30 protein-coding genes, 4 tRNA genes and 2 pseudogenes are annotated in these 26,282 nt (G+C 59.2%); 22 read left to right on the forward strand and 14 right to left on the reverse strand.

What is annotated here, in order from left to right; all coding sequences use genetic code 11:
• Positions 1 to 100: 100 nt before the first annotated feature.
• Positions 101 to 1,048, forward strand: a complete 948-nt coding sequence (ispH, locus tag ACX3YD_RS03340) for a 4-hydroxy-3-methylbut-2-enyl diphosphate reductase (RefSeq protein WP_458959260.1) — start codon at positions 101 to 103, stop codon at positions 1,046 to 1,048.
• On the opposite strand, the gene ACX3YD_RS03345 is transcribed toward ispH, so the two are convergent.
• Complete coding sequence (locus ACX3YD_RS03345; RefSeq protein ID WP_458959261.1) at positions 1,017 to 1,568, reverse strand: GspH/FimT family pseudopilin; 552 nt, start codon at positions 1,566 to 1,568, stop codon at positions 1,017 to 1,019. The genes ispH and ACX3YD_RS03345 overlap by 32 nt on opposite strands.
• A 130-nt stretch (positions 1,569 to 1,698) precedes the next feature.
• On the opposite strand from ACX3YD_RS03345, the gene ACX3YD_RS03350 reads away from it, so the two are divergent.
• From ACX3YD_RS03350 to thiO, 7 genes are read left to right on the forward strand one after another with little or no spacing between them, the layout of a single operon-like run.
• Positions 1,699 to 2,172 carry a GspH/FimT family pseudopilin gene (locus ACX3YD_RS03350; protein WP_458959262.1) on the forward strand — a complete coding sequence of 158 codons (474 nt, stop codon included), beginning with the start codon at positions 1,699 to 1,701 and terminating at the stop codon, positions 2,170 to 2,172.
• Positions 2,169 to 2,618 carry a type IV pilus modification protein PilV gene (gene pilV, locus ACX3YD_RS03355; RefSeq protein ID WP_047533413.1) on the forward strand — a complete coding sequence of 150 codons (450 nt, stop codon included), beginning with the start codon at positions 2,169 to 2,171 and terminating at the stop codon, positions 2,616 to 2,618. The genes ACX3YD_RS03350 and pilV overlap by 4 nt, the downstream gene beginning before the upstream one ends.
• On the forward strand, positions 2,615 to 3,328 hold the full coding sequence (locus tag ACX3YD_RS03360; protein ID WP_103403508.1) for a prepilin-type N-terminal cleavage/methylation domain-containing protein: 714 nt from the start codon (positions 2,615 to 2,617) through the stop codon (positions 3,326 to 3,328). The genes pilV and ACX3YD_RS03360 overlap by 4 nt, the downstream gene beginning before the upstream one ends.
• A gap of 11 nt (positions 3,329 to 3,339) precedes the next feature.
• On the forward strand, positions 3,340 to 3,819 hold the full coding sequence (locus ACX3YD_RS03365; RefSeq protein ID WP_458959263.1) for a pilus assembly PilX family protein: 480 nt from the start codon (positions 3,340 to 3,342) through the stop codon (positions 3,817 to 3,819).
• On the forward strand, positions 3,806 to 4,219 hold the full coding sequence (locus tag ACX3YD_RS03370; protein ID WP_103403510.1) for a hypothetical protein: 414 nt from the start codon (positions 3,806 to 3,808) through the stop codon (positions 4,217 to 4,219). Before ACX3YD_RS03365 ends, ACX3YD_RS03370 begins: the two co-directional genes overlap by 14 nt.
• A gap of 14 nt (positions 4,220 to 4,233) precedes the next feature.
• Entirely contained in the window at positions 4,234 to 4,635 is a 402-nt protein-coding gene (locus ACX3YD_RS03375; protein WP_047533404.1) for a type IV pilin protein, read from the forward strand.
• 57 nt (positions 4,636 to 4,692) lie between these two features.
• Positions 4,693 to 5,793, forward strand: a complete 1,101-nt coding sequence (thiO, locus tag ACX3YD_RS03380) for a glycine oxidase ThiO (RefSeq protein WP_458959264.1) — start codon at positions 4,693 to 4,695, stop codon at positions 5,791 to 5,793.
• Between the two features lie 18 nt (positions 5,794 to 5,811).
• Here the strand turns inward: thiO and ACX3YD_RS03385 are convergent, their stop codons facing one another.
• From ACX3YD_RS03385 to ACX3YD_RS03400, 4 genes are all read right to left on the reverse strand, one after another.
• Positions 5,812 to 7,149 carry a sigma-54-dependent transcriptional regulator gene (locus ACX3YD_RS03385; protein WP_458959265.1) on the reverse strand — a complete coding sequence of 446 codons (1,338 nt, stop codon included), beginning with the start codon at positions 7,147 to 7,149 and terminating at the stop codon, positions 5,812 to 5,814.
• Positions 7,146 to 8,735 (reverse strand): sensor histidine kinase, encoded by a 1,590-nt coding sequence (locus ACX3YD_RS03390; protein ID WP_458959266.1) that lies wholly within the window; start codon positions 8,733 to 8,735, stop codon positions 7,146 to 7,148. Before ACX3YD_RS03390 ends, ACX3YD_RS03385 begins: the two co-directional genes overlap by 4 nt.
• Positions 8,725 to 8,958: a PP0621 family protein gene (locus ACX3YD_RS03395; RefSeq protein ID WP_090466988.1), complete on the reverse strand. Its 234-nt coding sequence runs from the start codon at positions 8,956 to 8,958 to the stop codon at positions 8,725 to 8,727. Before ACX3YD_RS03395 ends, ACX3YD_RS03390 begins: the two co-directional genes overlap by 11 nt.
• Positions 8,959 to 9,094: 136 nt before the next feature.
• Positions 9,095 to 10,117: an outer membrane protein assembly factor BamD gene (locus ACX3YD_RS03400; protein WP_103403515.1), complete on the reverse strand. Its 1,023-nt coding sequence runs from the start codon at positions 10,115 to 10,117 to the stop codon at positions 9,095 to 9,097.
• A gap of 151 nt (positions 10,118 to 10,268) precedes the next feature.
• Here ACX3YD_RS03400 and rluD point away from each other — a divergent pair, with 151 nt between their 5' ends.
• From rluD to ACX3YD_RS03445, 9 genes and pseudogenes are all read left to right on the forward strand, one after another.
• Entirely contained in the window at positions 10,269 to 11,231 is a 963-nt protein-coding gene (gene rluD / locus ACX3YD_RS03405) for a 23S rRNA pseudouridine(1911/1915/1917) synthase RluD (protein WP_047533394.1), read from the forward strand.
• The gene (pgeF, locus tag ACX3YD_RS03410; RefSeq protein ID WP_103403516.1) at positions 11,228 to 11,947 is read left to right on the forward strand and encodes a peptidoglycan editing factor PgeF; all 720 of its coding nucleotides are present in this window, start codon (positions 11,228 to 11,230) and stop codon (positions 11,945 to 11,947) included. The genes rluD and pgeF overlap by 4 nt, the downstream gene beginning before the upstream one ends.
• A 180-nt stretch (positions 11,948 to 12,127) precedes the next feature.
• Complete coding sequence (gene clpB, locus ACX3YD_RS03415) at positions 12,128 to 14,692, forward strand: ATP-dependent chaperone ClpB (protein ID WP_103403517.1); 2,565 nt, start codon at positions 12,128 to 12,130, stop codon at positions 14,690 to 14,692.
• 401 nt (positions 14,693 to 15,093) lie between these two features.
• A tRNA-Asn gene (locus ACX3YD_RS03420) sits at positions 15,094 to 15,169 on the forward strand.
• Between the two features lie 9 nt (positions 15,170 to 15,178).
• Positions 15,179 to 15,255, forward strand: a tRNA-Pro gene (locus ACX3YD_RS03425).
• Between the two features lie 5 nt (positions 15,256 to 15,260).
• Positions 15,261 to 15,336: transfer RNA gene (locus ACX3YD_RS03430), tRNA-Lys, on the forward strand.
• Positions 15,337 to 15,431: 95 nt separating this feature from the next.
• Positions 15,432 to 15,508: transfer RNA gene (locus ACX3YD_RS03435), tRNA-Pro, on the forward strand.
• 144 nt (positions 15,509 to 15,652) lie between these two features.
• Positions 15,653 to 16,423: pseudogene (locus tag ACX3YD_RS03440) on the forward strand (MCP four helix bundle domain-containing protein); the annotation flags it as partial.
• Positions 16,415 to 17,278 carry a methyl-accepting chemotaxis protein gene (locus ACX3YD_RS03445; RefSeq protein ID WP_422626030.1) on the forward strand — a complete coding sequence of 288 codons (864 nt, stop codon included), beginning with the start codon at positions 16,415 to 16,417 and terminating at the stop codon, positions 17,276 to 17,278. The pseudogene ACX3YD_RS03440 and the gene ACX3YD_RS03445, both read left to right, overlap by 9 nt.
• 58 nt (positions 17,279 to 17,336) lie before the next feature.
• Here the strand turns inward: ACX3YD_RS03445 and ACX3YD_RS03450 are convergent, their stop codons facing one another.
• The 4 genes from ACX3YD_RS03450 to ACX3YD_RS03465 all read right to left on the reverse strand — a co-directional run bounded on the left by ACX3YD_RS03450 (position 17,337) and on the right by ACX3YD_RS03465 (position 20,130).
• On the reverse strand, positions 17,337 to 18,635 hold the full coding sequence (locus ACX3YD_RS03450; RefSeq protein WP_047533385.1) for an NAD(P)/FAD-dependent oxidoreductase: 1,299 nt from the start codon (positions 18,633 to 18,635) through the stop codon (positions 17,337 to 17,339).
• Between the two features lie 116 nt (positions 18,636 to 18,751).
• Entirely contained in the window at positions 18,752 to 18,925 is a 174-nt protein-coding gene (locus ACX3YD_RS03455) for a DUF3094 family protein (protein ID WP_047533382.1), read from the reverse strand.
• Between the two features lie 54 nt (positions 18,926 to 18,979).
• Positions 18,980 to 19,507 carry an MOSC domain-containing protein gene (locus tag ACX3YD_RS03460; protein ID WP_103406790.1) on the reverse strand — a complete coding sequence of 176 codons (528 nt, stop codon included), beginning with the start codon at positions 19,505 to 19,507 and terminating at the stop codon, positions 18,980 to 18,982.
• On the reverse strand, positions 19,504 to 20,130 hold the full coding sequence (locus ACX3YD_RS03465) for a DUF1780 domain-containing protein (RefSeq protein WP_047533376.1): 627 nt from the start codon (positions 20,128 to 20,130) through the stop codon (positions 19,504 to 19,506). The genes ACX3YD_RS03460 and ACX3YD_RS03465 overlap by 4 nt, the downstream gene beginning before the upstream one ends.
• Before the next feature lie 127 nt (positions 20,131 to 20,257).
• On the opposite strand from ACX3YD_RS03465, the gene ACX3YD_RS03470 reads away from it, so the two are divergent.
• The 3 genes from ACX3YD_RS03470 to ACX3YD_RS03480 all read left to right on the forward strand — a co-directional run bounded on the left by ACX3YD_RS03470 (position 20,258) and on the right by ACX3YD_RS03480 (position 21,690).
• The gene (locus tag ACX3YD_RS03470) at positions 20,258 to 20,725 is read left to right on the forward strand and encodes an FAD/FMN-containing dehydrogenase (protein WP_458959267.1); all 468 of its coding nucleotides are present in this window, start codon (positions 20,258 to 20,260) and stop codon (positions 20,723 to 20,725) included.
• Positions 20,722 to 21,411, forward strand: a complete 690-nt coding sequence (locus ACX3YD_RS03475; RefSeq protein WP_103406791.1) for an energy-coupling factor ABC transporter permease — start codon at positions 20,722 to 20,724, stop codon at positions 21,409 to 21,411. The genes ACX3YD_RS03470 and ACX3YD_RS03475 overlap by 4 nt, the downstream gene beginning before the upstream one ends.
• Before the next feature lie 63 nt (positions 21,412 to 21,474).
• Positions 21,475 to 21,690, forward strand: coding sequence for a hypothetical protein (locus tag ACX3YD_RS03480; RefSeq protein ID WP_047533370.1), 216 nt, complete (start codon positions 21,475 to 21,477; stop codon positions 21,688 to 21,690).
• A gap of 9 nt (positions 21,691 to 21,699) precedes the next feature.
• On the opposite strand, the gene yacG is transcribed toward ACX3YD_RS03480, so the two are convergent.
• The 5 genes and pseudogenes from yacG to ACX3YD_RS03505 form a co-directional block, all read right to left on the reverse strand.
• Positions 21,700 to 21,900 carry a DNA gyrase inhibitor YacG gene (yacG, locus tag ACX3YD_RS03485; protein WP_008058361.1) on the reverse strand — a complete coding sequence of 67 codons (201 nt, stop codon included), beginning with the start codon at positions 21,898 to 21,900 and terminating at the stop codon, positions 21,700 to 21,702.
• Positions 21,897 to 22,520 carry a dephospho-CoA kinase gene (coaE, locus tag ACX3YD_RS03490; RefSeq protein ID WP_458959268.1) on the reverse strand — a complete coding sequence of 208 codons (624 nt, stop codon included), beginning with the start codon at positions 22,518 to 22,520 and terminating at the stop codon, positions 21,897 to 21,899. Before coaE ends, yacG begins: the two co-directional genes overlap by 4 nt.
• On the reverse strand, positions 22,517 to 23,389 hold the full coding sequence (locus ACX3YD_RS03495) for a prepilin peptidase (RefSeq protein ID WP_458959269.1): 873 nt from the start codon (positions 23,387 to 23,389) through the stop codon (positions 22,517 to 22,519). Before ACX3YD_RS03495 ends, coaE begins: the two co-directional genes overlap by 4 nt.
• 1 nt (position 23,390) lies before the next feature.
• Positions 23,391 to 24,608: a type II secretion system F family protein gene (locus ACX3YD_RS03500; protein ID WP_458959270.1), complete on the reverse strand. Its 1,218-nt coding sequence runs from the start codon at positions 24,606 to 24,608 to the stop codon at positions 23,391 to 23,393.
• 1 nt (position 24,609) lies between these two features.
• Positions 24,610 to 24,818: pseudogene (locus ACX3YD_RS03505) on the reverse strand (type IV-A pilus assembly ATPase PilB); the annotation flags it as partial.
• Positions 24,819 to 25,077: 259 nt separating this feature from the next.
• On the opposite strand from ACX3YD_RS03505, the gene ACX3YD_RS03510 reads away from it, so the two are divergent.
• Both ACX3YD_RS03510 and ACX3YD_RS03515 read left to right on the forward strand, forming a co-directional pair.
• On the forward strand, positions 25,078 to 25,497 hold the full coding sequence (locus tag ACX3YD_RS03510; RefSeq protein ID WP_103406796.1) for a pilin: 420 nt from the start codon (positions 25,078 to 25,080) through the stop codon (positions 25,495 to 25,497).
• 307 nt (positions 25,498 to 25,804) lie between these two features.
• Positions 25,805 to 26,158 (forward strand): BON domain-containing protein, encoded by a 354-nt coding sequence (locus ACX3YD_RS03515; protein WP_458959271.1) that lies wholly within the window; start codon positions 25,805 to 25,807, stop codon positions 26,156 to 26,158.
• Positions 26,159 to 26,282: the final 124 nt, after the last annotated feature.

A 26,282-nucleotide genomic window follows, 5' to 3' on the forward strand; every position in this document is an offset into this window, starting at 1 on the left:
GAAGGACTCAAAGACACCGCTTTCATTCAGAATGATCGCATTGTCGTTGACGCCCATCGCGAGCGGGCTTACTCCTACAGGGCAAGACACGAGGCACAGCATGCAAATCAAACTCGCCAACCCCCGTGGCTTCTGCGCCGGTGTGGACCGCGCGATCGAAATCGTCAACCGCGCCCTGGAAGTGTTCGGTCCTCCGATCTACGTACGCCACGAAGTGGTCCATAACAAATTCGTCGTCGAAGACCTGCGCGCACGCGGGGCGATTTTCGTCGAGGAACTGGATCAGGTGCCGGACGATGTGATCGTGATCTTCAGTGCCCATGGTGTTTCCCAGGCTGTTCGCACTGAAGCTGCCGGGCGGGGCCTGAAAGTGTTCGACGCCACCTGCCCACTAGTGACCAAGGTGCACATTGAAGTGGCGCGCTACAGCCGCGACGGCCGCGAATGCATTCTCATCGGCCACGCCGGTCACCCGGAAGTCGAAGGCACCATGGGCCAATACGACGCGAGCAATGGTGGTGCGATCTATCTGGTCGAGGACGAAAAAGACGTCGCCGAACTGCAAGTGCACAACCCCGAGAAACTGGCGTTCGTTACCCAGACCACCCTGTCCATGGATGACACCAGCCGTGTCATCGACGCCCTGCGTGCGCGTTTCCCGGCCATCGGTGGTCCGCGCAAGGACGACATCTGCTACGCCACGCAAAACCGTCAGGATGCGGTCAAGCAACTGGCCGACGAATGCGATGTCGTGTTGGTCGTTGGCAGTCCAAACAGCTCCAACTCCAATCGCCTGCGTGAGCTCGCCGAGCGCATGGCGACCCCGGCCTACCTGATCGACGGTGCTGAAGACCTGCAAAAAAGCTGGTTCGACGGCGTCGAGCGCATCGGCATCACGGCAGGCGCTTCTGCACCGGAAGTCCTGGTGCGCGGCGTGATCCAGCAGTTGCAAGCCTGGGGCGCTACTGGTGCTGATGAACTGGCCGGCCGCGAGGAGAACATCACATTCTCCATGCCTAAAGAGTTGCGCGTTCGTTCCCTGCTCTGATTCCTTCCCCTCCTGCGCATAATGCCTGTTCAGCTTTTTCGCTGCGCAGGCTGACGCGGCCGGTGGACGCCAGCACCACCTGGTGCCGGCTCACTGGTTCGCGGCTGGCGCAAACGTGTAATGTCCCCGATTGAAGGCCTTTTTTCGCCGGTTCGCCCAAATGACTGAAGCGTACTGACGTCCTGACATGTTGATTGCCGAACACCGGCACTCGGTTTCCGCTGCGGTGCTCCATCAGTAGCGGATTGCTGATGTCCTCATGCCCCTTGCCGCTGACATCCAGGACGATTCGCCAGCCCTGGCTCCAGTCATCGTTTATGCCATGAATGACGACGGACTGGTTTCGTGTGATCGCGGCGACTCTTGCGCTACGCATTCCGCTGGCAAGTGACTTCGCTGTCTCCTCGCGATAGGTCGATTCTGACAGTGCCGCAAACGCCGGACTGACCAAGTGCAGAACAATCCCGACAATTGTCAGTCCCATGAGCAGTTCGATCAGGCTGAAACCGTGTTGATGCATGATATTTCCCTCCCTGAAGTTTTCTCGGCCGAGCAATCCATGCGCGGGCGATGGCAATGCAACCGGGATTTGGCGGTCGCATGTTCTGGCGAGCAACAGCAGGTATAGCCAACGGCAGCAAAGGGCACCGATGCAACATCGTTCAAATGGTTTCACGTTGCTGGAGTTGCTGGTGGCGATTGCGGTCTTTCTGGTCCTGATCACCCTGGCTGTACCGGCGTTTACGCGTTCGGCGCAAATCACCAGGGCCGATACCGAAATCGGTGATCTGCAACATGCTCTTAACTTCGCACGACTGGAGGCGATCAATCGCGGAGTGACGACCCGCGTGCGCCCGACGGCGGGTGGCAGCGCATGGACCGGGGAGTTGTCGGTGTATGACGGAACCAGTACGCCGGCGAATGTATTGCGGGTTGTGCCGGCGATGAGCAGTGGCGCGACGCTGACGCTAACCTCGGATGTGTCGGCCATCGATTTCAACAATCTGGGAGGGTTGTCGTCACCGTCCACGGCGGTGGTGATCAGTTATGTATTGGGTGCGCAAAGCAGGACGTTGAACCTGTGTTTGAACGGACGAATTCTATTGGGTGGAAGTTGCGGATGAGGCAATGGCGCAAAGGTGCACAGGAGGGCATGACACTGATCGAAGTCCTGGTTGCATTATTGATTCTGAGCGTGGGTCTGTTGGGGGCGGCGGCATTGCAGCTGAATGCACTCAAGTACACGGACAGTGCGCGCATGACCAGCCAGGCCAGTTTTATCGCCTACGACATGATGGACCGCATTCGCGCCAACGCGGCCGCCGACTACACCGTTACGCCACCGGCCTCGGGCAATCCGAACGTTGCCCGGGACCAGGATCTCTACGATTTCACCAGTAACATCATTGGTTTTGGCGGCCCCAGTGCGACCGGCAGTATCAGCCTCAATCAGCGCGTGTACACCATCACCATTTCCTGGGACGACTCACGGGCCGCCAACAGCGCCGAATCCCGTCGTAGCTTTGTCCTGAGTAGCCGGGCCACTGTCGACCCGGTGGATACGCCATGAATCGATCCAGTCGAGGGTTTGGCCTGATCGAATTGCTCATCGCCCTGGCGTTGAGCCTGGTAGTGGTGTTGGGCGTGGTGCAGGTGTTCATCGCCGCCAAAAACACTTACGTCAGTCAGAACGCCGCCGCAGCCATGCAGGAAGATGCGCGTTTCGTGCTGAGCAAAATGATTCAGGAAATCCGTATGGTCGGCATGTTCGGCTGTCTGGAAACCATTACCGCTGAGAGTTCGGCGAGTGATTTCAATGCCAGTCGGAAAACGCCGATCAGTTGGGACAATGCCCGCCAAAGCCTGACGCTGGTGACGGCGGATGTCGGCAGTAACGGTGGGACGCCGACATGGACCGTGGTCTCCGATTGTCGGACCGGTGCGACGGCTTACAGTGAGTCGCGTACGCCTGGTCCCGGCCAACTGGCATTTCCGATCCGGCGGATAGCCTATGGCTTGAGAAAGGACCAGCTGACGATTGCTGTCGGCAATGGCGCACCGCTCCGGCAGCCGCTGGTGGATAACGTCAAAGCCTTCAACGTGAGCTTCGGCATTGCCAGCTCTGCCACGGATATCGCCGCGTCCAGCTATAGCAGCAATCCGTCTGACCCGGCACGCATTCGCAGCGTGCGGCTGAGCCTGACGCTCTTCGATCCTCACCATCGGGTGAGCGATCAAACCTTCAACGTGGTTGCCGCTCTGCGCAATCGCCTGCCATGAAGGGAAGGGCGATGAGTTGTTCATCCGTGATTTCTTATCACCAGCGCGGCATGGCGTTGCTCGTCAGCCTGGTATTCCTGTTGTTGCTGACGCTGATAGGTATCTCTTCAATGCAGAACGCCACCCTGCAGGAAAAAATGGCCGGCAGCGTGAGCCTGCGCAATCAGTCGTTTCAAGGCGCCGAGGCTGCATTGCGGGTGGGCGAAAGCGCGGTGCAACGGGGCGGTTTTGCGCTGCCGGATTGCAGCGGGCACCTTCAATGCGCTCCACCGGCCGAGTCGCTGACCATTACGTCTGCGGGTTTCAACGCTACCTCCGGAGTGATGTGGGTGGCGTCGGGCAAGGGCTTTTATGGCGTGCAAAACATCGGCGTCAGCCGCGACGCCGTGAATGTGCCAATCAATACACAGGCAACCTTGTACCGGATAACGGCGGTAGGCATCGCGGGCCATTCTCGCAGTGTGGTGGAGAGCATTTATGCCAAGTACTGAGCGGCCTGCCAGGTTCTGGCCGTTGCTGTGCGGTGTGATCGTCGCGCTGAACCTGTCGGTGCCGGCCCAGGCCATCACGCCGCCGGATTCACCGGCGCTGGACCGGCGAACCTGTCTGGCCAATGGCAACTGGTACGGTTTTTATCGCAACAATCATGGGCTGATACCCATCTGCCTCAAGCTGCCCGAAGCGATCAGCGCTAAGATGCTCGACAGCAACGACGATGGCGTGGTCGACAGCAACGATATGCTTTCGAACGGCGTGACCTTCATTGGAGATAATTCGAGCCAGGACGCCGATGGCAATGGCGAGGGCGCGAATGAATCCGCTGGCAACGGCCCCCCTGGAATGGAAAAATCCGGCGGCGGCCGTCGCATTATGTGGCGACAAATACAGTAAGTGAGAGTTGAGGCATGCATAGATCCAACCGCGGTTTTACCCTGATCGAAATCATGATCGTGATTGCGATCATCGGGATTGTCATGACCATTGCTGCCCCGAGCTTCACCGAATACCTGAACAAGGGCCGCCGTACCGAAGTGGCCAGTCTGCTTTCCGAGCAGGCGCAAATCCTTGAGCGCTTCTATTCGCAAAAGAATGTCTACACCGATGCCACCGGTCTGAGCGCCGGCAACGATTACTACACCATTACCCCGACTCTGACCGATCAGACATTCCTGCTGACCGCCGTACGCAAGCCGGGCACGAGCATGGCTGCGGACAAGTGCGGAGATTTCACTATGACCAATACCGGTGTCCGTGGCATGGTCAACGCCACGGCCGGCCTGACCGCCAAGGATTGCTGGGGTCGCTGAGTTTACTTTTCGGACGCCCCTTTGCGTCCACTGTCTATTTATCGGTTGGATCAGAACATGACCAGGCAACAGCAAGTGGTGATTGTCGGCGGCGGGGTAATCGGGCTGCTGACGGCATTCAATCTCGCGTCCGAAGTGCAGAGCGTTGTGCTGCTGGATCGCTCGAACGTGGGCCGGGAATCCTCCTGGGCAGGCGGCGGGATTGTTTCGCCGCTTTATCCATGGCGTTACAGCCCGGCGGTCACCGCATTGGCCCATTGGTCCCAGGATTTTTATCCACAGCTGGGTGAGCGCCTGTTTGCGGCCACCGGGGTTGATCCCGAGGTGCACATCACCGGTCTGTACTGGCTGGATCTGGATGACGAGGCCGAGGCGCTGGCGTGGGCTGCACGAGAGAACCGTCCATTGCGGGCTGTGGATATCTCGGCGGCACACGATGCGGTGCCGGTGCTGGGCGGCGGTTTTTCCCGGGCGATCTACATGGCTGATGTGGCCAACGTGCGCAATCCACGGCTGGTGAAGTCGCTCAAGGCTGCGTTGTCGGCGCTGCCGAACGTGACGATCCACGAGCAGTGTGAAGTCAGCGGGTTTCTCCGTGAAGGCGATAAAGTCGTTGGCGTGCACACCTCGACAGGGAGTGTCCCTGCAGATCAGGTGGTCCTGACGGCGGGCGCCTGGAGCGGCGACTTGCTCAAGGGGCTGGGTCTGGAGTTGCCGGTCGAGCCGGTAAAAGGCCAGATGATTCTCTACAAGTGCGCCGCTGACTTTCTGCCGAGCATGGTGCTGGCCAAGGGACGTTACGCGATTCCGCGGCGCGACGGACACATTCTGATTGGCAGTACCCTGGAGCATGAAGGCTATGACAAGACGCCGACCGAGCCGGCCCTGGAGAGCCTCAAGGCGTCGGCGGTGGAGTTGATTCCGGCGCTGGCGGATGCAGAAGTGGTGGGGCATTGGGCCGGATTGCGCCCAGGTTCGCCGGAAGGCATTCCTTACATTGGTCGGGTGCCTGGATTTGATGGGTTGTGGCTCAACTGCGGGCACTACCGTAACGGTCTGGTACTGGCGCCGGCGTCGTGTCAGTTGTTCGCTGATGTGATGTTGGGGCGAGAGCCTATTATCGATCCTGCACCCTATGCGCCGACCGGTCGGATCTGAGACAAGATCAAGAGCCGTTCAATCCAGGCCGAATTTCTTCAGTCTGTAGCGCATCGAGCGGAACGACAGATTCAACCGCTGAGCCGCTGCCGTGCGGTTCCAGCGGGTTTCTTCCAGGGCCTGGAGAATGAGCTGGCGCTCGATGCTTTCCAGATACGTTTCCAGGTTGTCGATCTGTGTCAGATCGAGCAAGCCCCCTTCAGCGGCGCAGTTGCCCTCGGCCAGGCGCAGGTCGCTGGCCTCGATCTGTTTGTTTTCGCACAGGGTGTGAGCCCGTTCGAGCATGTTCTCCAGTTCCCGCACATTGCCTGGAAAGCGATAGTTTTTCAGCGCGTCAAGGGCGTGCGGGTGGAGTTTTACCGCCGGCTGCCCGGTGTCGGCGGCCAGGCGCATGAGCACGTGGCTGGCCAGCGGTTCTATGTCGTCGCGGCGCTCGCGCAGCGGCGGAACCCGCAGCTCGATCACATTCAAGCGGTAGTACAAGTCCTGGCGAAAGCGTGCAGCGGCGACTTCGGCATCGAGGTCTTTGTGGGTGGCGCAAAGGATGCGCACATCGACCACCTCTTCCTGTTGCCCGCCGACGCTGCGTACGGCTTTCTCCTGAATCGCGCGTAGCAGTTTGACCTGCATCGGCAGCGGCAGGTCAGCCACTTCGTCAAGGAACAGGGTGCCGCCGTGCGCGGCCTGGAACAGTCCGGGTTTATCTTCGATGGCACCGCTGAAGCTGCCTTTGCGATGGCCGAAAAACTCGCTTTCCATCAACTCCGATGGTATCGCCCCGCAGTTGACCGGTACGAAGGGGTGATTGGCCCGTGGTCCTCGCTCATGGATCAGGCGCGCAACCAGCTCCTTGCCGCTGCCGGACTCGCCGCTGATGTAGACCGGTGCCTGGCTGCGCGCCAGTTTGTCGATCTGTTTGCGCAGGTTGCGCATGGGCAGTGAATCACCCAGCAGACGACGATCGATAGCGCTGCCGGGAACAGCAAGCAGCAGGGCGCTGGCGACCAGTTCCCGCAGGCGGCCAAGGTCCACCGGTTTGCTCAGGAAGTCGAAGGCGCCGGCCTTCAGTGCATTGATCGCCGTTTCGACATTGCCGTAGGCGGTGATCATGGCCACCGGAACTTGCGGGTAACGTTGCTGGATGTGCTGCACCAGCTCAAGGCCGGTGCCGTCCGGCAGGCGCATGTCGGTGAGGCACAGATCGAACGTTTCGCGCTTGAGCAGGCCCAGGGCCTCACCCACATCGCGGGCACTGTAGGTGTCGAGTTTCATCCTTCCCAGGGTAATTTCCAGGAGTTCGCGGATGTCCGGTTCATCGTCGACGATCAGGACTTTTTGCCGTGATTTTTTGTTCAACCTTGTTTCCGTCCGTGAGCAAAGGTAATGCGAAAGCAGCCGCCATCCTGGCGTGGCTTGAAGTCCAGACGAGCCTGATTGCTTTCGCACAGCTCGCGGGACAGGTAGAGGCCCAGGCCAGTGCCGTGCTGACTGGTGGTGAAGAAGGGTTCGAACAGTTGCGCTTGATGGTCCGGGGGGACACCAGGACCGTCGTCGATAATTTCCAGGATCGGCAACTGGCTGTTTGGATCGATAAACAGTTCCAGCCAGACCTGCGCCTGCTCGCGGCGCAAGCCACTGTGGCGCCATGCGTTGCCTACCAGGTTGTCGAGAATCTGCCGCAATTGGTCGGGATCCATCAGGGTCTTGAAGTCTGCACCAGTGGTGTGCAGGTGAATCTGCTGGTGTGCGGTTGCCGCCTCGCGGGTTTCGCCCACGAATTGTTCCAGCCACGGTTTCAAGTTGAGTCGTTGCGGCACGGTTTGCTGGCGGCGGGACAGTTGCAGGACGTTTTCGATTACCCGATTCATTCGCTCAGAGTGGTCTTGAATGATCTGCGTCAGACGTCGATCCGCGCCGTTCAGTTCCTCCGATTCTCGTAATAGCTGCGCGGCATGACTGATGGCGCCCAGCGGATTGCGGATTTCATGGGCGATGCCGGCGGTCAGGCGACCCAGGGCCACCAGTTTCAATTGCTGCGCCTGTTGCGCGATCTGGGCGAGGTCCTCGAGAAAGACCAGGGTCTGGTGGTTCGGGCTGATGCCCAGGGCGATGAAGCTGGGTCGCAGTTCCATGCCGTTGCCGGTGATCTTCAAGCTGTGGGGACGCAGCGTCGGATTCTTGCGCCAAAGGTCCAGGCGCTCGATCAGGGCTGGGCAGTGCTCGTCAATCACGAGGCCTTCGAGATGCGCGCAATCGAGCAGGGCCAGGGCGCTGTGGTTGGCGAGCTGCACTCGTCTGCACTCGTCGAGCACCAGTATGCCGGTGCGCATCCGTTGCAGGATCAGCGCATTGAGGGTTTCCAGGCCGATGACTTCACTGGCCTTTTGCTCGGCCAGGGTTTCGCTGACCTCCAGGCGTCGGGTCAGGCCTTGCACCAATAACGCTGCGGCAAAACACAGGGTGCCAAGGGCTCCTGCCTGCAAGTAATCGTTGGGACTGGAAGGGTGGCTGAAGCTCAGCAGGAAACTCAAGCCGACGATGCCGAGCGCGCCGACAGCGGCAATCAACAGCCCGATGCGCCTTCGCAACAAGGTGTTGCCGATGGCTACCGATACGATCAACAGGTTGCCAACGGCGCTGGCCACGCCACCTGCGGCATAAAACAGGCCGCACAACAGCAGCACGTCAGCCAGCGCCAGGCTGAACAATTGCGCCGGCCGGCGTGTGTCCTCGAAGAACACAACCAGCAGAATGTTCAGTATCAGGTACAACCAGCTGCCACCACGCAGCAACGCGTCATTGCCGGACGTCAGCAACTGAGTGTCCATGTCGCTGGAAATCAAAAGCACCAGGATGATGCCGACGCTCAAACGGTAGAGGTGATAAAGGCGCAGCAGTCGCTGGGCCTGTTTGCCGCCGGGATTTTGAGTCTCAGCGACCACTGGACCCTGGGCCTTGCTCGAGGTGAGCCTGGCTGCAATACCACTGTTGTTGAAGACTCAGCGCCCGGTCGCGGGGCAGGTGCACGCCGCAATGGGCACATCGGACCATCGGTGCCGCTTCCAGCTCGGCGGGGGACTTGGGCACGGAAGCCTGGCCTTTGTATTTGCGCCAGAACCACACCGCAGCGGCAATAACGGCGATCCAGAATATTAAACGAAGCATGGTGAGCTGCTTTTTGGTTGATGAAGCGCCAGTTTAGCCGGGGACATCGCAGCCGCACAGCGCAATGCTCCTTATAAAAAATGGCGCAATAAAAAAGGGAGACTCGAGAGTCTCCCTTTTGGGCCCGTGCGGGGTGTCAGTCGAACACACCGAACGTCATGTAGCTGAACCACGAGCGGTCGCTGTTGTTGCCTTGCGCTTCGTGATTTTCTTCTTCGATCACATCGCCGTTGGTGTCTTTAGGCTTGAGTTCGTTCGGAATCGCATCCTTGGCGTCCTGGAACTGCTTCTGCACGTCCTGGTTGGCGCGGGTTTCTCCCGGTGGCAGCGGAGGACGGGATTCGATCATGCCCAGGGTGGCCTTGCTCAGCCACGAACGGTTATCGGCTTCGGCTACCGACGGTACGAACTGACCGTCGACCAGGCTTGGGTGGTTCGGGTAGTTGAGCTTCAAGGTTTCGAGGCTGGTGGCGGCCAGCTCATCCAGGTGCAGGCGCTGGTAGGCTTCGGTCATCACCGCCAGGCCGTCGCCGACCGATGGGGTTTCCTGGAAGTTTTCCACCACGTAACGGCCACGGTTCGCGGCAGCCACATAGGCCTGACGGGTCAGGTAGTAGTCGGCAACGTGAATTTCGTACGCCGCCAGCAGGTTGCGCAGGTAGATCATGCGCTGCTTGGCATCCGGCGCGTAACGGCTGTTCGGGAAGCGGCTGGTCAGCTGGGCGAACTCGTTGTAGGAGTCGCGGGCGGCGCCGGGGTCACGCTTGGTCATGTCCAGTGGCAGGAAGCGCGCCAGCAGTCCGACGTCCTGGTCGAACGACGTCAGGCCCTTGAGGTAGTAGGCGTAGTCGACGTTCGGATGCTGTGGATGCAGACGAATGAAGCGCTCGGCCGCGGCTTTTGCAGCCTCGGGCTCGGCGTTCTTGTAGTTGGCGTAGATGAGCTCGAGTTGGGCCTGATCGGCATAACGACCGAACGGATAACGCGATTCCAGAGCCTTCAGCTTGGCGGTGGCGCTGTTGTAGCTGTTGTTGTCCAGGTCGGTCTGAGCCTGTTGGTACAACTCGACTTCACTCAGGTTTTCGTCTACGACTTCCTTCGATGAGCAAGCAGCGGTCAATGCGAGGATGGCGATCAGCAGCAGGTGTTTCACTTGCATGGCGGCTTGCGTCCCTATGACGGCCGCTGTCTTGGGCGTGGCCGTCCTGTTATGATGAGCGCCCCGTTGAATAGCCTCGGGGCAAAAGACGCCGTATTTAACCACAAGCGCGCAGCCGAAACCAAAGGCTGTGCCGACGCCTAGTCTGAGCATGTCCGATAAAATTGAACTTCGCGCAGAGGTGCCGTCCGAATTGGGCGGCCAACGCCTCGATCAAGTCGCCGCACAATTATTCGCTGAGCACTCGCGCTCGCGCCTTTCCGCCTGGATCAAAGACGGCCGCCTGACTGTGGATGGGGCGGTTATCCGCCCGCGAGACATCGTTCACGGTGGCGCCATTCTTGAACTCACTGCCGAGCAGGAAGCTCAGGGCGAATGGGTCGCTCAAGACATTGCCCTGGACATCGTCTATGAAGATGACGACATCCTGGTGATCAACAAGCCTGCGGGCCTGGTGGTGCATCCGGCTGCCGGTCACGCTGATGGCACCTTGCTCAACGCCTTGCTGCACCACGTGCCGGACATCGTCAATGTGCCGCGCGCCGGTATCGTGCACCGCCTGGACAAGGACACCACCGGTCTGATGGTGGTGGCCAAGACCATTCAGGCGCAGACGCAGTTGGTGACACAATTGCAGAGCCGCAGTGTCAGCCGGATCTACGAATGCATCGTGATCGGCGTGGTGACGGCTGGCGGCAAGATCAATGCGCCGATCGGTCGTCATGGTCAGCAGCGCCAGCGCATGGCGGTGATGGAGGGGGGCAAGCAAGCCGTCAGCCATTACCGTGTGCTCGAGCGTTTCCGTTCCCACACGCACGTGCGGGTGAAGCTCGAAACCGGTCGTACGCACCAGATTCGCGTGCATATGGCGCACATCAACTTCCCGTTGGTCGGAGATCCTGCCTACGGCGGTCGTTTCCGTATTCCGCCGGCAGCGAACCCAACGATGGTCGAATCGCTGAAAAACTTCCCGCGCCAGGCGCTGCACGCGCGTTTCCTGGAGCTGGATCATCCGACCACCGGTCAACGGATGAGCTGGGAGTCGCCGTTGCCGGAAGATTTCGTCTGGTTGCTGACCCTGCTCAAGCAAGACCGCGAGGCGTTCATCGGATGAGTGACTGGCTGATTCCTGACTGGCCCGCGCCGGCCGGGGTCAAAGCCTGTGTGACCACCCGTGCGGGCGGCGTCAGTCAGGCGCCGTTCGACAGCCTCAATCTGGGCGATCACGTCGACGATAGCCCTGAAGCTGTCGCCGAAAATCGCCGTCGCCTCACCGATCATTTCTCCATTCAACCGGCCTGGCTGCAGCAGGTCCACGGCATCGTCGTGGCTCATGCCGACCCAGGCCGCGTGGTCACTGCCGACGCCAGCTGGACGGCGACGCCGGGCATCGCTTGCGCGGCCATGACCGCCGACTGCTTGCCGGCGTTGTTTTGCGACCGTGCCGGCACTCGCGTCGCGGCGGCCCATGCCGGTTGGCGCGGGTTGGCGGCTGGCGTGCTGGAAGCCACTCTGGACAGCCTGGACGTGCCACCTGCCGATGTGTTGGTATGGCTCGGCCCGGCCATTGGCCCGCAAGCCTTTGAAGTCGGCCCGGAAGTGCGCGAAACCTTCGTGCAGCAGCTGCCGCAAGCGGCTGAAGCTTTCGTGCCAAGCGTAAACGCCGGCAAGTTCATGGCCGACATCTATATGTTGGCGCGTCTGCGCCTGGCGGCTCGAGGTGTCACCGCTGTTTATGGTGGTGGTTTCTGCACCGTGACCGATCCGCGCTTCTTTTCTTACCGCCGCAGTCCGAAAACCGGCCGGTTTGCCTCCCTTATCTGGCTGTAGTGCCCTGTCTCACGAGTACTGTTACTCGTAAGACAGGCCACAAACGCTAGAGTTGTCTGATCTGCATCAACATCACGACGCTTGAATCTCCCAGAATCGACCGCATCTATTGTGCTATCTGGCAGGTTTCTTCATTCAGGATGTTTTATTGGTCCGACCTGCTCAAAAGGAAGGTGACCCATGCGTATAGATCGTTTAACCAGCAAATTGCAATTAGCCTTGTCCGATGCCCAGTCCCTGGCCGTCGGTCTCGACCATCCGGCCATTGAGCCGGCGCATTTGATGCAGGCCCTGCTCGAACAGCAGGGCGGCTCGATCAAGCCTCTGCTGATGCAAACAGGCTTCGACATCAACAGCCTGCGTAAAGAGCTGACCAAAGAGCTCGACCAGCTGCCGAAAATCCAGAATCCGACCGGCGACGTCAACATGTCGCAGGACCTGGCGCGTCTGCTCAACCAGGCTGATCGCCTGGCCCAGCAGAAGGGCGACCAGTTCATCTCCAGCGAGCTGGTGTTGCTCGCCGCCATGGACGAGAACAGCAAACTCGGCAAATTGTTGCTCGGTCAGGGCGTGAGCAAGAAAGCCCTGGAAAATGCGATCAACAACCTGCGCGGTGGCGAGGCGGTCAACGACGCTAACCACGAAGAGTCGCGCCAGGCGCTGGATAAATACACTGTCGATATGACCAAGCGCGCCGAAGAGGGCAAGCTCGACCCGGTGATCGGTCGTGACGACGAAATTCGCCGGACCATTCAGGTGTTGCAACGCCGCACCAAGAACAACCCGGTATTGATCGGTGAGCCTGGTGTCGGTAAGACCGCCATCGTTGAAGGCCTGGCCCAGCGCATCATCAACGGTGAAGTGCCGGATGGCCTCAAGGGCAAGCGCCTGCTGTCCCTCGACATGGGGGCGCTGATTGCCGGTGCCAAGTATCGCGGCGAATTCGAAGAGCGCCTCAAATCCTTGCTCAATGAACTGTCGAAGCAGGAAGGGCAGATCATTCTGTTCATCGACGAACTGCACACCATGGTCGGCGCCGGCAAGGGCGAAGGCTCGATGGATGCGGGCAACATGCTCAAGCCGGCATTGGCTCGCGGCGAGCTGCATTGCGTCGGCGCCACCACGCTCAATGAGTACCGCCAATATATAGAGAAGGACGCCGCCCTTGAGCGCCGCTTCCAGAAAGTGTTGGTGGACGAACCGAGTGAAGAAGACACCATCGCGATCCTGCGGGGCCTGAAAGAGCGTTACGAGGTTCACCATAAGGTAGCGATCACTGACGGTGCGATTATCGCGGCGGCCAAACTCAGCCATCGCTATATCACTGATCGTCAGTTGCCGGACAAGGCCATCGACCTGATCGACGAAGCCGCCAGCCGTATCCGCATGGAGATCGACTCCAAGCCGGAAGTGCTGGACCGTCTGGAACGTCGCTTGATTCAGTTGAAGGTGGAATCCCAGGCGCTGAAGAAAGAAAGCGACGAGGCTGCGAAGAAACGTCTGGAAAAACTCCAGGAAGAAATCGTGCGCCTTGAGCGTGAGTACTCGGATCTCGAAGAAATCTGGAACTCGGAAAAGGCCGAGGTACAGGGTTCAGCGCAGATTCAGCAGAAGATCGAGCAGTCCCGCCAGGAACTGGAAACCGCACGCCGTAAAGGCGATCTGAACCGCATGGCCGAGTTGCAGTATGGGGTGATCCCGGACCTGGAGCGCAGCTTGCAGATGGTCGACCAGCACGGCAAGAGCGAAAACCAGTTGCTGCGCAGCAAGGTGACTGAAGAAGAGATCGCGGAAGTCGTGTCGAAGTGGACCGGTATTCCCGTGTCGAAAATGCTCGAAGGCGAGCGCGACAAGCTGATGAAGATGGAAAGCCTGTTGCACCAGCGTGTGATCGGGCAGGACGAAGCGGTGGTGGCGGTTTCCAATGCCGTGCGGCGTTCCCGTGCCGGTTTGGCTGATCCGAACCGACCAAGCGGTTCGTTCATGTTCCTCGGCCCGACCGGTGTCGGTAAAACCGAGCTGTGCAAGGCGCTGGCGGAGTTCTTGTTCGACACCGAAGAAGCGATGGTGCGCATCGATATGTCCGAGTTCATGGAGAAACATTCCGTGGCTCGCCTGATTGGCGCACCACCGGGCTATGTAGGCTATGAAGAAGGCGGTTACCTGACCGAGGCCGTGCGTCGCAAGCCTTACTCGGTGATCCTGCTGGACGAGGTCGAGAAGGCGCACCCGGATGTGTTCAACATCCTGCTGCAAGTGCTGGAAGATGGCCGGTTGACCGACAGCCATGGCCGCACGGTGGACTTCAAAAACACCGTGATTGTCATGACGTCCAACCTCGGTTCGGTGCAGATCCAGGAGTTGGTCGGTGATCGCGAGGCCCAGCGTGCGGCAGTAATGGACGCGATTTCTTCGCACTTCCGGCCGGAGTTCATCAACCGGGTCGACGAAGTGGTGATCTTCGAGCCATTGGCACGGGATCAGATTGCCGGCATTACCGAGATCCAGTTGGGTCGTCTGCGCAGTCGTCTGACCGAGCGGGAGCTGAAGCTGGAACTCAGCCCTGAGGCCATGGATAAGCTGATAGCGGTAGGGTACGACCCGGTGTATGGCGCTCGGCCGCTGAAACGAGCGATCCAGCGCTGGATCGAAAACCCGCTGGCACAGCTGATTCTGTCGGGTCGTTTCATGCCCGGCGATACTGCCAAGGGCGTTGTGGAGAACGACGAAATCGTCTTCGTTTGATCCACTGTAGGAGCGAGCCTGCTCGCGATGGTCGTTAACGATAACGCGTGTTATCAGGCTAAACGCAGCGCTCAAGAGGTCTTCGCGAGGAAGCGAGCGCCTACAAAAATGTGTAGTTGAACAGGAGGCCTCGCATTGCGAGGCCTTTTTTTCGTTAGGCTGTTGAACTTAAAGGAAAAGGCTTGTAAAGTGCGCCCCGCAGTCAGTCACCCACCAGGGTTTCCGCTCCCCAAGCAGGAATCCAAAATAAGTTGCAAATCATTAACTTGAAAGCAATTTAGGGGGTTGACAGAGGTGCTGAAGATTGTAGAATAGCGCGCCTCAGACACACGAACGCAGTGATGCGAACGGGTCGAAGAGAACGCAGTAAAGCTTCACCGTTGTAAATTGAAATATGTAGTTCCGTGATAGCTCAGTCGGTAGAGCAAATGACTGTTAATCATTGGGTCCCAGGTTCGAGTCCTGGTCACGGAGCCAATTTCAAGCCGGGGTATAGCGCAGTCCGGTAGCGCGCCTGCTTTGGGAGCAGGATGTCAGGAGTTCGAATCCCCTTACCCCGACCATTTTTGGGTCGTTAGCTCAGTTGGTAGAGCAGTTGGCTTTTAACCAATTGGTCGTAGGTTCGAATCCCACACGACCCACCATTTTTGAAACCAGTTAACGCTGGAATCAAATCTTAAGATCAGACGCCAAAAGCGCTGTTCGCAGAAGGCGCCTTTTAAAGGGTGCCTTTTTTTACCGGGGTATAGCGCAGTCCGGTAGCGCGCCTGCTTTGGGAGCAGGATGTCAGGAGTTCGAATCCCCTTACCCCGACCATATTAAAAATCCTCGTATCGAAAGATACGGGGATTTTTTTTGTCTGCAAAAAAACACTTTGCTTCAAGTCATCGTACAACTTGCCGATAACGAGCTGTCGGGGCACAGCCCCCGCTCAAGCCCACAACAAGAAAGGCACTCGTTATGTTTCTTCGACAGTTGAATATTGCCCCCCGTGCTGCGTTGGGTTTCGCCTTGATTGCGGTGCTTGTGGCGCTGCTCGGGATATTTGCACTGGGGCAAATGTCGAGCATCCGCGAGAGTGAAGTGGCGGTGGAGAAACAATGGCTACCGAGTATTCGTGGCGGTGACGAGATTCGCGAGATCATGCTGCGCATTCGCACGATTTCCCTGCGGATGGCCCTGGATCAGGACCCGAAGAACATTGCGCAATACCGCAGCCAAATGGATACCCGCGACAAGGAACTGAGCGAAAAGATTGCCGCCTACGACAAGCTGGTTACCACGGCTGAAGGCAAGGCGCTGTACGAGCAGTTCAAAAGTACCTTCGCGGCCTATCGCACTGGCATTGCCCAATCGTTCACGCTGGCTGAACAGGGGCGTCGCGACGAACTGACCAAATTGTTGCTGGTGGACATGAAGACCGTGGTCGACGGTTCTGGCAAACAGCTCAGTGATCTGGCAGAGCTGTTCGCCAAACAAGTCGCGGCGGAAAGCGACAAGTCCAAAGACCACTACGACACTTCACGCACCATCGTGAGCGTATTCATCGCCCTCGCGGCATTGGCCACGGTTGGCCTGGCGATGTTGCTGACACGCAGCATCGTGCGTCCATTGAGTGAAGCGGTGAGCGCTGCAGAACATGTGGCTCAGGGTGATCTGACCCGTCCGATCGAAACCCATGGCAATGACGAGGTCAGTCGTTTGCTCAAAGCGTTGGCGACCATGCAGCAAAACCTGCGGGAAACCCTGCAGGGCATCAGCGGGTCGGCCACGCAATTGGCCACGGCGGCCGATGAATTGAGCGCCGTGACCCTCGATAGCACTCAGGGCCTGCAGCAACAGAACAACGAGATTGAGCAAGCGGCCACGGCGGTCAATGAAATGACCATTGCCGTGGAAGAGGTCGCGCGCAACGCAGTCTCCACGTCCGATGCCACTCGCCAGTCCAGTGAGTCCGCGCATCAAGGGCAGGAGAGGGTCAGCGAAACCGCCAGTTCGATCAGTGCACTGGCCGACGACGTGCAGAGCACCGGTGAGCTGGTGCAATCGCTGGCCAACCAATCCCAGGATATCGGCAAGGTGCTGGATGTGATTCGCGCCATTGCCGAACAAACCAACTTGCTGGCGCTCAATGCTGCGATTGAAGCCGCGCGTGCGGGGGAGAGTGGTCGCGGGTTTGCGGTGGTGGCCGATGAAGTGCGCGCGCTGGCCTATCGCACGCAGCAATCGACCCAGGAAATCGAACAAATGGTGCAGGGTATGCGCAACGGTTCGAGCCTGGCCCTGGAGGCCATGAACGCCAGCACCTCCCGTGCCGCCAGCACGTTGTTGCTGGCCGAGAAGGCAGGTGAGGCGCTGCAAACCATCACGGCGTCGGTGCATCAGATTCACGAGCGAAACCTGGTGATCGCCAGTGCAGCCGAGGAACAGGCCCAGGTGGCGCGCGAGGTCGATCGCAACCTGGTGAATATCCGTGACCTGTCTGTGCGTTCGGCCGCCGGGGCCGATCAGACCAGTGCATCGAGCCATGAGCTGTCGCAGTTGGCGAATGCCCTGCAGGGGATGGTGCGGCGCTTCCGGGTGTAATGTTCTCGGATAAAACAGTGGGAGCGAGCCTGCTCGCTCCCACAGGGGTCGGGCGGTATCAGTGCAACTTGAGCCGTGGCTCGGTGCCACGCCCGATCTTACTGCCCAGCATCAGCATTGCCGTGCGGAACGGCCCGTACAGCGCCATTTGGTGCATGCGATACAGAGACACGTAAAACATCCGCGCCAGCCAACCTTCGAGCATCACGCTGCCAGTGAGGTTGCCCATCAAGTTGCCCACAGCAGAAAAACGCGACAGCGAGATCAGCGAGCCGTAGTCGGTGTACTTGTATTCAGGCAATGCCTTGCCTTCAATCCGCAGTTTCAGCGACTTGGCCAGCAATGACGCCTGTTGATGCGCGGCTTGCGCGCGCGGCGGCACGTTGCGGTCGGTGCCCGGTTGCGGGCAGGCCGCGCAGTCACCGAAAGCGAAGATATTTTCGTCACGGGTGGTTTGCAGGGTCGGCAGCACTTGCAGCTGATTGATGCGGTTGGTTTCCAGGCCATCGATGTCCTTGAGGAACCCCGGTGCGCGAATCCCTGCGGCCCAGACTTTCAGGCTGGCCTTGATCACGTTGCCATCGGTGGTGATCAGGCTGTCTGCCGTCACTTCGCTGACCGCTGCGTTGGTCATGACATTGACCCCGAGTTTCTCCAGGGTTTTATGCACAGGCCCGCCGATTCGCTCCGGCAGCGCAGGCAGAACCCGTGGCCCCGCTTCGATCAGGGTGATGTGCATGTTTTCCGGCTTGATCCGGTCCAGGCCATAGGCCGCCAGTTCGTGGGCGGCATTGTGCAGTTCGGCGGCCAGTTCGACCCCGGTGGCACCGGCGCCGACGATGGCAACGCTGATCTGTTCGACCTTGTCGGTCTGCCCGGCATGGGCACGCAGGTAGTGGTTGAGCAATTGCTGGTGGAAGCGCTCGGCCTGTTTGCGGGTGTCGAGGAACAGGCAATGCTGGGCTGCGCCCTGGGTGCCGAAATCGTTGGTGGTGCTGCCGACGGAAATCACCAGCGAGTCGTAAGCCACTTCCCGCGCCGGAACCAGCTCAAGGCCGGCCTCGTCATAAGTGGCGGCCAACTGGATTTTCTTTTGTGCGCGATCGAGCCCGCTCATGCGTCCCAGCTGGAACTCGAAGTGGTTCCATTTGGCCTGGGCAACATAGTTGAGTTCATCTTCGGAGGAGTTCAGGGAACCGGCTGCCACCTCGTGCAACAGCGGTTTCCAGATGTGGGTCAGGTTCGCGTCAACCAGCATGACGCTGGCGATGCCGCGTTTACCCAGAGTCTTACCCAGACGGGTAGCCAACTCCAGACCGCCGGCGCCGCCGCCAGCGATGACAATACGATGGGTCATGGGGATATCTCACAAGGCTAAAGGAAATCGGTGCAGTCAACCGAGCGAGCATGAGGTTCTGTTGACGTTTGAAGACGACGCGGTTCGTCATCAAACGTCAACAGACCCTCGGCGGCTCATAGCGTCAGGTAACTGATAAGTCGGCTCAAAAGGCCAAGACCAATGGTCACTGCCAACACCAGCACAAGGAGCATCCACGGCCGGAAGGGCCGGCGCTCGACTCGGTGCTGGGACAGATGCAGGTACTCTTCGACATGCTTCTGGTCGTCGGGGTTCAGGCGGCTGGTCATATCGGGCCTCGTCAGGGGTAGACGTTGCTGATCGCGGAGAGGTTACAAGTCGATTTAACGAACGTTGAACGGAGCATAGCCGCTGTCCGGAATGGGCTCGACGCTCACCGTATCGTTCAGGCGAATGATTCCACTTTGTAACACTCGGGCGGTGATTCCGCCATGTCCGCGAACGGCTTGAAAGGTCCCGGGGCCGAGGTTGTTTTGCAGGCGTGCGCACGGCTGGCACCAGCCAGTGGTTTCGAAAATCGCCTGGCCAATTCTGAAGCGACGCCCCTTGAGGCTGAACAGGTTGATACCGCTGATAACGAGATTGCGCCGTAACTCATCAGGCAGCACCGGTTTATCGTGCGGGCGGCCCATCAGCGAACTGATCACCGCCAGATGCTCCCATTGGATCAACGTCACTTGTCGCGCATTGCGTACGCCTGGCCGGGCTCGGTCACCGGTCAAGCCAGCCTCCAGTCGCGCTTCCACGGCTTCCAGTTCGATCATCGGCACATGAGGTTGCGGGCGCACGCCAATCCAGCGTACGCGACCGATTTGCGGGACATCAGCGATCAGTTCCTGCAATGGGCTCACAGACTGATCCCGACGTCGAAAACGATGCTGCGCCCCAGGTTGCTGCGCAGGAAGTCCGGTGCATCCGGATGCGCGAAGAGCACGCGGGCGAAAGTCGGGCCGACCAATGACAACGAGCGCCAGCCTTGGCGCAGGTATTCGGTAGGCGGCGGGAAATGGCTGTTGAGGTCCAGCACTTCGCGCTTGAGGCTGGCGAAGGCGATGATGTCCAGGTCGCCCAGATCCATGCCGCGTTCTTTGTAGTTATGCGCTTTTTTGCGCAAGGTCGGCGCCAGTCGCAGCAAGAATTCGTTGGCCGGGATGCGCCGCGGCTTGGCCTCGCGCCGTACCAGTTGGCTCAGGGAGAATGCGCTGCGGCGGCGTTGCAGCTCATCGCGCCATTCGTCGTTGAGGCGCCGGCCTTCGTCGAGGACGAAGAACACCTCGAAGCTGGCATCGCGAAACAACACGTCCGGCGGTTCGCCGGCCGGGGCGAATTCGTCGGCACGATAGGGAATGTTCAAGCCTTGCAGCAGGCGCTGGCAGACCCAACGCTCACGCTCCCATTTGCGGGCATTGGACAGGAACGCGTTGGCTTGCTCGGCCGCGATGGTCAGCAAGCGTAAGTAATCTGAGTCATCCATAGGCCCAAGCTTAGCGTTCAATTGCGACAAGCAGAAAGCGTTAAGCGGTAAACAGCGTCACTGGGCACCGGGAAGCGCCGGTGTAAACTGCTGGCCACTACCCATGCGATTGAGCGAGGAATTGAATGTGAAGTATTGGTCAGTGTTACTGCTCGGGCTTTTGCCCCTCTGGGCCCACGCGCTTGAGGTCGGCGAGCGCGTGGCACCTTGGACGCTGCTTGATCAGTTCGATCAGGCCTTTACCCTCGACAATCGCACTCAGACGCTGCTGGTGGCGCGCAGCATGGAAGGCGCCAAGTTGGTCAATGCTGCGTTGCAGGGCCAGCCCAAAGGCTATCTGGAGGCCCGTCATGCAGTATTTCTCGCGGATATCGAGCGCATGCCACGGCTGATCGCCAAAATGTTCGCCGTGCCGGCCATGCGCGATTATTCCTACCGGGTCATGCTCGACCGCGATGGCCGCGTTGCACCGAAGTATCCCGGTGCTGTGGATAGCGTGCTGTGGTTACAGCTCAAGGATGGCCAGTTGGTGGCGCAACACGAGTACGCCACGGCTGCACAGTTGCGTGAGGCGCTGGAGACGTCTCGCCCATGATTGGCGCCGAGCTGCTGTCATCTCAGAGTCTGACAGTCGGCTGGCTGATTTATGTGCCGGTGTTGCTCTGGGCGATCTGGCGTGCGCCATGGGTTGAGCTGTTCACTGACAGCCGTCGCCAGCATCTGCTGTTCGGTACGGTGTTCGCGCTGTTCATGTTGTGGTTGGTGCGGCGGGATTTCGATACCGGCGTGTCCTATCACTTCATTGGCATGACAGCGGTAACGCTGTTGCTGGATTGGCCGCTGGCGATCATCGGCGGACTGGTGGCGCAGTTGGGGCTGGTGTCGCTCGGGCGACAGGATTTGATGGCAGTCGGGGTCAACGGCGCGTTGTTGATTCTGTTGCCGGTGCTGGTAACCGAATGCTGCGCGATCCTGGTGGAGCGCGCGCAGCCACGAAATCCCTTTGTGTATATCTTCGTTTCCGGATTTTTTGCGGCGGCACTGTCGGCGTTGCTGTGTCTGCTGCTGGCGCTGTGGCTGCTGTGGTTCGACGAGCGTTTTGAGATGCCGTACTGGCTGGAGGATTTTGTCGGTTACCTGTGGTTGCTGATTTTTCCCGAGGCCTTTATCAATGGCATGGTGGTCAGTGCTCTGGTGGTGTTCTGCCCGGAATGGCTGGAGACCTTCAACCGCACGCGCTACCTTTCGGCGCCCTGGAAGGACGACGATCCGAAGTCTTGATTCACATCAAACCCTGAAAGCGCTGGCGATCTCATGCTCGGCAAAACCTTCAGGAGTTTCGTCATGAGTGTTTATGAGTGGGCAAGGCAGGAATTGCGCCAGAGTCTGGATTCGGCGCAAGCGGAAGGATTTGATCCTGGGTTGAGCCTGCGCGCCTTGCTCAGTGCCGTGGTGCAGCAGAGCAAGGCCGTGCGCAGTGCGGAAGATCTGGCCGACGAGTTGCATTTCCTGGCGGAAAACCTCGACGACGGTCAGGACTACGGCTTCATGCGGCCCTGACGACGGGCATCAGTGACGCGGATCGAAGTCGCCGCTGAACAACTCGTCCTCGGCATCGGGGGCCACGGGAATCTTGTGTTCTTCCGACGCCCAGGCCCCCAGGTCGATCAGTTTGCAACGGTCCGAACAGAACGGGCGGAATTTGCTTTCGGGACTCCATTCGACAGGGGCTCCGCAAGTCGGGCATTCGACGGTTGGGGTTTGGCTCATGACTGGCCTCCACGCAAAGTAAGGTAAAAGTGATGCAGGCGTTCAACCTCGCTGTGCAGCCAGGCGAGGTCGCGGTCGTTGACCACCACGTCGTCGGCGTGTTTCAGGCGACCCTGGCGGCTGGATTGGGCCTTGAGGATCGCCTGGACCTGCTGCTCGCTCGTCTGGTCACGCCGCAGTGTGCGTTCGATCTGTAGCTGTTCAGGGACATCGATCACCAGCACCCGTTGGGTCATGGCGTACTGCCCGGACTCGATCAGCAGCGGCGAAACCAGAATCGCATAAGGCGATTTTGCCAGCGCCAGATGTCGAGCGATTTCCTCGGCGATCAGCGGATGCAGCAACGCTTCGAGCCAGCGACGTTCTTCCGGCACCTCGAAGATCCGTTTGCGCAGCGCGGCGCGGTCCAGTTGCCCGTCGGCGAGTAACACATCCGGGCCGAAGTGTTCGGCGATCTTCGCCAGCGCCGGCCGCCCCGGTTCGACCACCCAACGGGCGGCATGATCGGCATCGACCACATGCACGCCGAGGTCGATGAAATGTTGGGCCGCCGCGCTTTTTCCGCTGCCGATGCCGCCGGTGAGGCCGAGAATCCAGGGTTTTTCCACAGGGGTATTCATTTCAAACCGACAAACTGCCAATAGAAGTCGGTTATTTGAACACCCCAGAGCAAGGCAATCCAGCCAGCAATGGCCAGATAGGGCCCGAAGGGGATGGGGGTCGAGGTTTTTGCCTTGCGCAGGCGCAGGATAATCAAGCCAATCACGGCACCCGCCAGGGAGGAGAGGAGGATGGTCAGCGGTAATATTTGCCAGCCACCCCAGGCGCCAAACATCGCCAGCAATTTGAAATCGCCATGGCCCATGCCTTCCTTGCCGGTGATCAGTTTGAACAACCAAAACACCGACCACAGCGCCATATAGCCGGTGATCGCGCCCCACAATGCATCCTGCAACGGCGCGAACAGGCCGAGGCTGTTGACGATCAGCCCCAGCCACATCAGCGGCAGCACCAGCACGTCCGGCAACAATTGATGTTCAACGTCGATCAGGCTCATGGCCAGCAGGCCCCACGTCAGTAGCAGGGTCATGCCGGCTGGCCAGCCGAAACCGAAGTGCCAGGCAATGAACGCCGACAACAGGCCGCAGGCGAGTTCGGTCAATGGGTATCGTTTGCTGATCGGTGTCGTGCAAGACGAGCAGCGTCCGCGCAGCAGCAGGAAACTGAGCAGCGGAATATTTTCCCACGCCCGAATCCGGTGACCGCAGTGCGGGCACTGGGAATGGGGCAGCAGCAGGTTGTAGGTCGGCAGCGGTGTTTCGCCGGGCAGCCCGAGAATGTCATGGGCCTGCAGGCGCCACTCGCGCTCGAGCATTTTCGGCAGGCGCCAGATCAGCACGTTAAGAAAGCTGCCGACCAGCAGGCCGATCACCCCGGTGATGACGACAAAGGCTAGCGGGTAGTGGGTGAGAAATTCGTTCAAGGGCATATCAGATCGCTGAGCCGAGTTGGAAGATGGGCAGGTACATCGCGACGACCAGGCCACCGACGATAACGCCCAGCACCACCATGATGAACGGTTCCATCAGGCTGGTCAGATTATCGACCATGTTATCGACTTCGTCTTCGTAGAAACCCGCGACCTTGTCGAGCATACCGTCCAGCGCACCAGACTCCTCGCCAATGGCGGTCATCTGGATGGCCATGTTCGGAAAGATGCCCGAAGTGCGCATGGCGAAACTCAGCTGCATGCCCGTCGAAACGTCCTGCTTGATCCGCTGCACTGCGCGCTTGAACACAATGTTGCCGGTCGCGCCCGCCACTGACTCCAGAGCTTCCACCAGCGGCACACCGGCGGCGAACGTGGTCGCCAGCGTACGGGCGAAACGGGCCACGGCGGATTTGTACATCAAGGTGCCCACCAGCGGCAGTTTCAACAACCCGGCGTCCATTCGGTCGCGAAAAGCCTGGGACGTCCTGAAGGCATGGCGCATGGCGAACGCCCCTGCGATCAGTACCCCGAGCACCATCCACCACGCGTCCTGCATGAACCGCGACAAGCCAATGACCATCACAGTGAAGGCGGGTAACTCGGCTCCGAATCCCTGGAATACCGACTGGAATTGCGGCACCACTTTGACCAGAAGAATCCCGGTGACGATCATCGCGACGAACACCACCATCAGCGGGTAGGTCATGGCTTTCTTGATCTTGGCCTTGAGGCTTTCGCTCTTTTCCTTATAAGTCGCCACCCGTTCCAGCAGCGTATCCAGCGCCCCGGCCTGTTCGCCGGCGTCCACCAGATTGCAGTACAGCTCATCGAAATACCGGGGCTTTTTGCGCAGGGCGGCAGCAAAGCTGTTGCCCGCCGCGACGTCCTGTTTCACCTCGTCCACCAGCGCGCGCATGGCCGGGTTATCGAAGCCTTCGCCGATGATGTCGAACGACTGCAGTAGCGGCACCCCGGCTTTCATCATGGTTGCCATTTGCCGGGTGAACAGGGCAATGTCCCGGGCCTTGATGTGGTTGCCCAGGTTGAGCAGCGAGGGGGTTTTCCTGCGAACCTTGCCGGGGGTGATGCCTTGCTTGCGTAACTGCGCCTTGATCAGTGCCGGGTTATGTCCGCTCAGCTCGCCGGTTATTCGGGTGCCTTTGCGATCAGTGCCTTCCCAGGCATACACACTGATTTTTGCTGCTTTGACCGCCATGTTCTGTCCTTGGTGACCCTTCGATTTGCAGTGAGTTGCCTTCTGGCATGATCCGCCGTGGTCATTCACCACTTCCTGAATCCCCGCTCACCCCTTGTCGCTGTCGTTGCAGTGTTCGCACCCGACTGGCTCATAGATCGTGAATGTGCCGATGCGTTCCTCGGGAATACCTTTCTTGAGCTGGGCCTCGCGGGGAATATCCGCCGACCGGGGCCGATTGCCTGGCCAGATCGTAAAAGGCGATTTCATGCATTGAAGTACCCGCCGCACGACTTACAGCCTAGTCAAAGGGAGGAACCACAACACCCGGGATGAGGTGACAAAAATTGTCAGATAGTGCGGATTCTGGGGGTGGGAAAGGGTGTTGTGGCGGTCGTGCACCCCGCCAACAGGGCGCGCGGGGCCTGGCATGGGCTGTGCTGCGACAGCTTCAGATCATGAGATTTCGACTCATGCACGGAGGCTGTCAATGCACAAACAAAGAGGCTTTACCCTGATCGAGCTACTGATAGTGGTCGCAATCATCGGGATTCTGGCGACGTTCGCCATTCCTGCGTACTCCAAATACCAGGCGCGGGCCAAGGTGACGGCGGGGCTGGCTGAGATTTCGGCCTTGAAGGTGCCGTTCGAAGACGTCATCAATCAAGGCGACGATCCGGATCTGGCTAAGGTAACCGGGACACCAGTCACCTCTAACTGCACAATGACAGCGACCGGTAGTGCTGCGGATGGCACGGGCACTATTGCCTGCACGCTTGTGAATGCACCGGGCCCTGTGCTGAATAAAACCATCACCTTGGCGCGAACGCTGACGGGGTGGACGTGCGCCACCACAGTCGATCAGGACTACGCGCCCAAAGGTTGCACGGGCGTTGCCCCGAAAGTCTGATCCATGAGCTGATTGCCAATACCCCGCCGTTCGCGGGGTATTTTTTGTCCGGCTTCACAGCAAATGAGGCTTGAAGAAAAACTGCGTTAATTCATGGCCTTAGGCCTGCGGCAAAACCCGCAACTTGCATGTAGAGATTTTCAAAGTCATGCATTTTGCATGATTCCGGAAAATGGCAATTTTTCTAAGTTGTTGATTTATCTAAATTTATTATCTGTTTCAAAGTTGGCACAGCGTTCGCACTCTCTCTGGTAACCCTGCTGAAAAGAAATCCAGCAGACTTTCCAGAAAAACAGGAGTTACTCGTATGAAGAAGTTCGCTATCGCTGCCGCCACTGTTACCGCGCTGACCCTGACCATGGCCAATGCTGCATTTGCACAGACTCAAGTCACCCAGGCACCCATGATGCTGGCGGCCGGTGAGATGACCAAAGCCGAGGAAGCTACTTCCGATACCTGGATTACGACCAAAGTCAAAAGTGACCTGCTCACCGAAAAAGGCATCCCTGGCACCGACATCAAAGTTGAAACCAATAAGGGTGTCGTGTCTCTGTCATCCACCGTTGCGGTGACTGACGCTCAGAAAGCCACTGCCGTGGCGATCACCAAAAAAATCAAAGGCGTCAAAGCGGTCTCCGCTGACGGCCTGAAAGCCGAATAAGGCACGACTTCTCGCCTGGACTGGGAGAAGGCGCGGCAGGCGGGCCGAGTTATACGCCTGTCGTCTCTGAGGAGTTCATGCGAACGGCCATACGGATGTGGCCATTACAGGCCCCGGCACTCGT

The sequence above is a fragment of the Pseudomonas fluorescens group sp. PF-1 genome (genome assembly GCF_054481335.1).